The sequence below is a fragment of the Neisseria sp. P0009.S007 genome (assembly GCF_051962515.1).
The window spans coordinates 1-987 of sequence record NZ_JBQCVF010000566.1 but is presented as its reverse complement, the minus strand read 5'-3'; the positions used below and the strand labels follow the sequence as shown (position 1 = coordinate 987).

The window sequence follows — 987 nt, the reverse complement described above, 5'->3', positions numbered from 1 at the left end:
AACAAAAAGCGGCATCTTCGAGATGCCGCCTTTATTTATGAACGGGAATGGTGTTCATCGACCATGTTTTTCAAACGGATATTGGCAACATGGGTATAAATCTGCGTGGTATTGATGTCGGAATGTCCCAACATCATCTGGACCGAACGCAAATCAACGCCGTGATTGACCAAATGCGTGGCAAAAGCATGGCGCAAGCCGTGCGGGCTGAGCGAAGCAATACCGGCCGCTTCGGCATATTCTTTGACTATCATCCATGCAAGCTGACGACTGATGCCGCTGCGTTTCTGGCTGACAAACACTTCGTCGCAGATTTTGTTTTTTAGCAACAACGGGCGCGATTCGTTGCAATAGCGTTCCACCCAATACGCTGCTTCCTGTCCCAACGGAACCAAACGCAATTTGTCACCCTTGCCTATGGTACGGATACTGCCGCGATATAAATCGATATCGCTGAGCGTCAATTTGACGGCTTCGGTCACGCGTAAACCTGTTGCATACATGACTTCGAGCAAGGCTTTGTCGCGCAGTCCGTGCGGCGTTTCCACATCCGGTGCAGCCAGCAGCGCGTCGATTTGGGCTTCGGTAATCAACGTGGGCAGTTTGCGTTCCGATTTCGGCGCTTTGAGAAAACGGGTGGGATTGTCTGCTCTTTGGCCTGTTTCTTCCAACCAGCCGTACATGCGCTTGCAAGCCGACAATGCCCGCGCTTGGGACGTGTTTTTTTCTCCCTCTGCATACACGGCATCAGACAGGGCAAATTCATCGGCACTCAACCAATCCTGCCCGCCCTCGGCCAAACGCGCAGCAACTTTGACCAAATCACGGCAGTAACTTTGCAGCGTATTGTGGCTGAGCCTGTCTTGCAGCCAAAGGGATTCAAGCAGCTTGTCTATTAAATCGTCCATATTCATCAAACTGTATTGAAAGGCCGTCTGAACGGCATGACTTTACATCCGTTCAGACGGCCTTAGGTTTTCAAAGCCC

The 987-nt window shown here is 51.2% G+C and carries 1 protein-coding gene; it reads right to left on the bottom strand.

Going from position 1 to position 987, the window contains the following annotated elements:
- Positions 1 to 35: 35 nt before the first annotated feature.
- Entirely contained in the window at positions 36 to 914 is an 879-nt protein-coding gene (gene xerD, locus ACTHS3_RS14835; protein ID WP_070607878.1) for a site-specific tyrosine recombinase XerD, read from the bottom strand.
- Between the last annotated feature and the right edge of the window lie 73 nt (positions 915 to 987).